The 3,945-nt window shown below is 67.7% G+C and carries 5 protein-coding genes; all 5 read left to right on the forward strand.

Going from position 1 to position 3,945, the window contains the following annotated elements; translation table 11 throughout:
• The first annotated feature begins 135 nt into the window (after positions 1 to 135).
• Genes ACFOMD_RS18025 through ACFOMD_RS18045 form a run of 5 tightly spaced genes read left to right on the forward strand, consistent with a single transcriptional unit; the run spans position 136 to position 3,651 of the window.
• Entirely contained in the window at positions 136 to 429 is a 294-nt protein-coding gene (locus tag ACFOMD_RS18025) for a YggT family protein (RefSeq protein WP_380864113.1), read from the forward strand.
• A gap of 5 nt (positions 430 to 434) precedes the next feature.
• Positions 435 to 740 (forward strand): DUF167 family protein, encoded by a 306-nt coding sequence (locus ACFOMD_RS18030; protein WP_380864123.1) that lies wholly within the window; start codon positions 435 to 437, stop codon positions 738 to 740.
• Positions 737 to 1,627 (forward strand): bifunctional methylenetetrahydrofolate dehydrogenase/methenyltetrahydrofolate cyclohydrolase FolD, encoded by an 891-nt coding sequence (folD, locus tag ACFOMD_RS18035; protein ID WP_380864116.1) that lies wholly within the window; start codon positions 737 to 739, stop codon positions 1,625 to 1,627. The genes ACFOMD_RS18030 and folD overlap by 4 nt, the downstream gene beginning before the upstream one ends.
• Complete coding sequence (locus ACFOMD_RS18040; RefSeq protein ID WP_380864118.1) at positions 1,624 to 2,262, forward strand: MarC family protein; 639 nt, start codon at positions 1,624 to 1,626, stop codon at positions 2,260 to 2,262. The genes folD and ACFOMD_RS18040 overlap by 4 nt, the downstream gene beginning before the upstream one ends.
• A 39-nt stretch (positions 2,263 to 2,301) precedes the next feature.
• A complete protein-coding gene (locus tag ACFOMD_RS18045; RefSeq protein ID WP_380864120.1) occupies positions 2,302 to 3,651 on the forward strand; it encodes an alkaline phosphatase PhoX in 1,350 nt (449 codons plus the stop codon).
• Positions 3,652 to 3,945 lie beyond the last annotated feature (294 nt).

Here is a 3,945-nt window from a genome sequence, read left to right on the forward strand (position 1 = left end):
CTCTCAGCAGCCCTCATCGCCGCAACCATCATCTACTGGTGCAATTGAGTCCGGAGCCTAGGTCGGGGGTGTTGCAGCCGACCAGTACAGTCACTAGATCAGCCATAAGCACGGCACCAACTTTCGGAGACCCTAATGCTCATCTCGCTCATCGGCTTCCTGATGATGCTGATCACCCTGCTGATCTGGATCGTCGTCGCCCAGGCGATCATGAGCTGGCTGGTCGCGTTCAACGTGGTCAACACCCACAACCAGTTCGTTCGCACCGTGCTGACCTTCCTCGACCGGCTGGTCGATCCGCTGGTGCGCCCGATCCGCCGCTTCATGCCCGACCTCGGCGGCATCGACCTGTCGTCGGCGGTGCTGGTGATCGCGCTGATCTTCGTGCGCGATGTGCTGCTCGGCGGCCTGCTCGTCGGCGGCCTCTGACCGCCATTCCCTGGAGTGCTGATGGCGACGGCGTTCGCCTGATGGTGCGCGTCACCCCCAAGGGTGGACGCGATGCCATCGACGGACTAACCACCGGAGCCGACGGACGCGCGCTGCTCGCGCTCAGGGTCTCGACGCCGCCCGCCGACGGCGCCGCCAACGCGGCAGTCGAACGGCTGCTGGCGAAAGCCTTGGGATTGAAACAGCGCGATGTCGAAATCGTCGCCGGCGCGACCGCGCGGGTGAAGCAGATACGGCTGACCGGCGATCCGCAAACGATCGTCGCGAGGCTCGAAGGACTGGTTGCATGACGGCACGACTGATCGACGGCAAGGCGTTCGCGGCGGGGCTGCGGTCGCGTGTCGCCGACGCGGTGCCGGCTTTCACGGCAAAGGCCGGCCGCGCGCCCGGCCTCGCGGTGGTGTTGGTCGGCGAGGACCCGGCGAGCCAGGTCTATGTCCGCTCGAAGGGTAAATCGACCGTCGAGGCGGGGATGGAATCGTTCGAACACAAGTTGTCGGCGGACACCACTCAAGATGAACTGCTGGCGGTGGTCGCGCAGCTCAACGCCAATCCCGAGGTCGACGGCATCCTCGTCCAGCTTCCCTTGCCCAAGCAGATCGACGAAGCGGCGGTGATCGCCGCGATCGATCCCGACAAGGATGTCGACGGCTTCCACGTCATCAACGCCGGCCGCCTCGCCACCGGCGCCGACGGCTTCGTGCCCTGCACCCCCTTGGGCTGCGTCATGCTGCTGAAGGATGCGCTCGGCGACCTCACCGGGCTGAACGCCGTCGTCATCGGCCGCTCCAACATCGTCGGCAAGCCGATGGCGCAGCTGCTGATCGCCGAGAGCTGCACCGTCACCGTCGCCCATTCCCGCACCCGTGATCTTGCCGACGTGGTGCGCCGCGCCGATATCGTCGTGGCGGCGGTTGGGCGTCCGGAGATGGTGCGCGGCGACTGGATCAAGCCGGGCGCCGCGGTCATCGACGTCGGCATCAACCGCGTGGCGGGCGCCGAGGAAGGCAAGACCCGTCTCGTCGGCGACGTCGCTTTCGACGAAGCCGCGCAGGTCGCCGGTCACATCACCCCGGTGCCGGGCGGCGTCGGGCCGATGACGATTGCCTGCCTGCTGAGGAACACGCTCGTTGCCGCGCACCGCCGCGAAGGGCTGGAGGCACCGGCCGGGCTATGACCGAAATCCTCATCTCCGCCTTCATCACCTTCTTCGTGGTGATCGACCCGCCGGGTTGCGCGCCGATCTTCAACAGCCTGACGGCCGGCACCTCGGCGGCGCACCAGCGCAAGATGGCGTGGAAGTCGGTCGGTATCGCCACCGGCGTGCTGCTGTTCTTCGCGCTCCTCGGCGAGCCGCTGCTGCACGCGCTCGGCATCAGCCTCGACGCCTTCCGCATCGCCGGCGGCATCATGCTGTTCCTGATCGCCATCGACATGGTCTTCGAGAAGCGCACCGAGCGCCGCCAGAACCGCGCCGAACAGGTGGCGAAGGAAGCCGACGCCGGGCTGGAGCATGAGGACATCTCGGTGTTCCCGATGGGCATCCCGATGATCGCCGGCCCGGGCAGCATCGCCTCGGTGATGCTGCTGACCTCGCGCAGCGAGGGCTGGGTGGAAATGGCGGCCGTGCTCGGCGCGCTCGGCCTCATCCTGCTGCTGACCCTGGCTGCGCTGCTCGCCGCCGGGCCGCTGATGCGCAAGCTTGGCCATAATCTCGAGGCGATGATCACCCGCCTGCTCGGCGTCATCCTGGCAGCACTTGCCGCGCAGTTCGTCGTCGACGGCGTCCGCCAGTCGTTCGGCGTCGCCTAGTCACATCGACGTCACGCCCCGGTTGCAGGACAAGCCATCATGATCGATCGCCGCTTCCTGCTCCGCGCCGGCGCCGCCGGCCTCGCGCTCGCCGGTCTGCGCGCCGCCATCGGCCAGCCGCTGCCCGCCGTCGCGCACGCGCTGGTGCCCGACCCGAACAAGCTGTTCGACCTGCCGGAGGGCTTCACCTACACGGTGATCTCCGAGATGGGCCAGCGCATGGCCGACGGCCTGCCGACGCCGGGCCGCTTCGACGGGATGGGCGCCTTCGCCGGCCCCGGCGGCCGCACCATCCTCGTCCGCAACCATGAATTCTGGCCCTACAACGGCAACGGCCCGTTCGGCGCGAAGAACGAGCTGCTGACCCCGGCGATCCAGGCGAAGATGTTCAATCCGTCGACCGGCCCGGTCGCGAAGGGCGGCACCACGACGGTGCTGCTCAACGCCGACAACAGCGCGGCCGAACGCACCCACCTGAGCCTCGCGGGTACCTTGCGCAACTGCGCGGGCGGCACCACGCCCTGGGGTTCATGGCTGACCTGCGAGGAGCCGAAGCGCTCCTTCGTCAACAAGCTCGCCGACGGCCATGGCTGGGTGTTCGAGGTGCCGTCGCGCGCCACCGACCTCATCCAGGCGGTGCCGCTGCGCGCGATGGGCCGCTTCAATCATGAGGCGGCGGTCGTCGATCCGAAGACCGGCATCGTCTACCAGACCGAGGATCAGAAGAACGGGCTGTTCTACCGTTTCCTGCCCGCCCAGCCGGGCAAGCTCGCGAAGGGCGGCCGGCTGCAGGCACTGGTCGTCGACGGCATCCCCAACAGCGCCAACCGCGACGGCGCGTGGAAGCTCGGCGCGGCGCACCCTGTCCGCTGGATCGACCTCGACGGCGTCGATGCCCCCGACGACGATCTGCGCGACCGCGGCGGCGCGAAGGGCGCCACCCGCTTCGTGCGCGGCGAGGGGCTGGCGATCGGCGACGACGGGGTGATCTGGTTCACCTGCACCGAGGGCGGCGCCAATGAAAAGGGACAGGTGTTCCGCTACAAGCCGTCCGCCGCCGAAGGGAAGGCGGGCGAGAAGGACGCGGCGGCTGAGATTTCGCTGTTCATCGAGCCCAACGACCGCGCGCTGCTCGACATGCCCGACAATCTCTGCGTCGCGCCGTGGGGCGATCTGGTGATCTGCGAGGACGGTGAGGGCACCGTCAAATATCTGCGGCTGGTCGCGCCCGACGGCCGCATCCGCACCATCGGCCGCAACGCGCACCCGGACAATGCCGAGCTGGCGGGTGTGTGCTTCTCGCCCGACGGCGGTACGATGTTCGTCAACATCTACGCGCCGGGTTATACCCTCGCGATCAAGGGACCGTGGACGAAGCTGGCGGCGTAAGCGGGTCGCGCCCACTTTCTGATTGTCATCCCCGCGAAGGCGGGGACCCACTTTCGATCACCCTCAAGCGCGCATGCTGAGCTTGTCGAAGCAGGCTTGGCGCGCTCGACCTGTCGTGCAGGCTCGCCCTTCGACAAGCTTCAGGGTGAGCGGGGAGGGTCAGCTTTGGTCTCAAGTGGGTCCCCGCCTTCGCGGGGATGACAAGAAAGAGGACCGGCAGCGTTTGCCGCCCCGCCGCTAGAGCGGGATGATTTTCCTCTGAATCGAATTTGGATTCCCTCAGTGGGCTTGTTG

It is taken from the genome of Sphingoaurantiacus capsulatus (genome assembly GCF_042648405.1).
In the GTDB taxonomy this organism is placed as follows: domain Bacteria; phylum Pseudomonadota; class Alphaproteobacteria; order Sphingomonadales; family Sphingomonadaceae; genus Sphingoaurantiacus; species Sphingoaurantiacus capsulatus.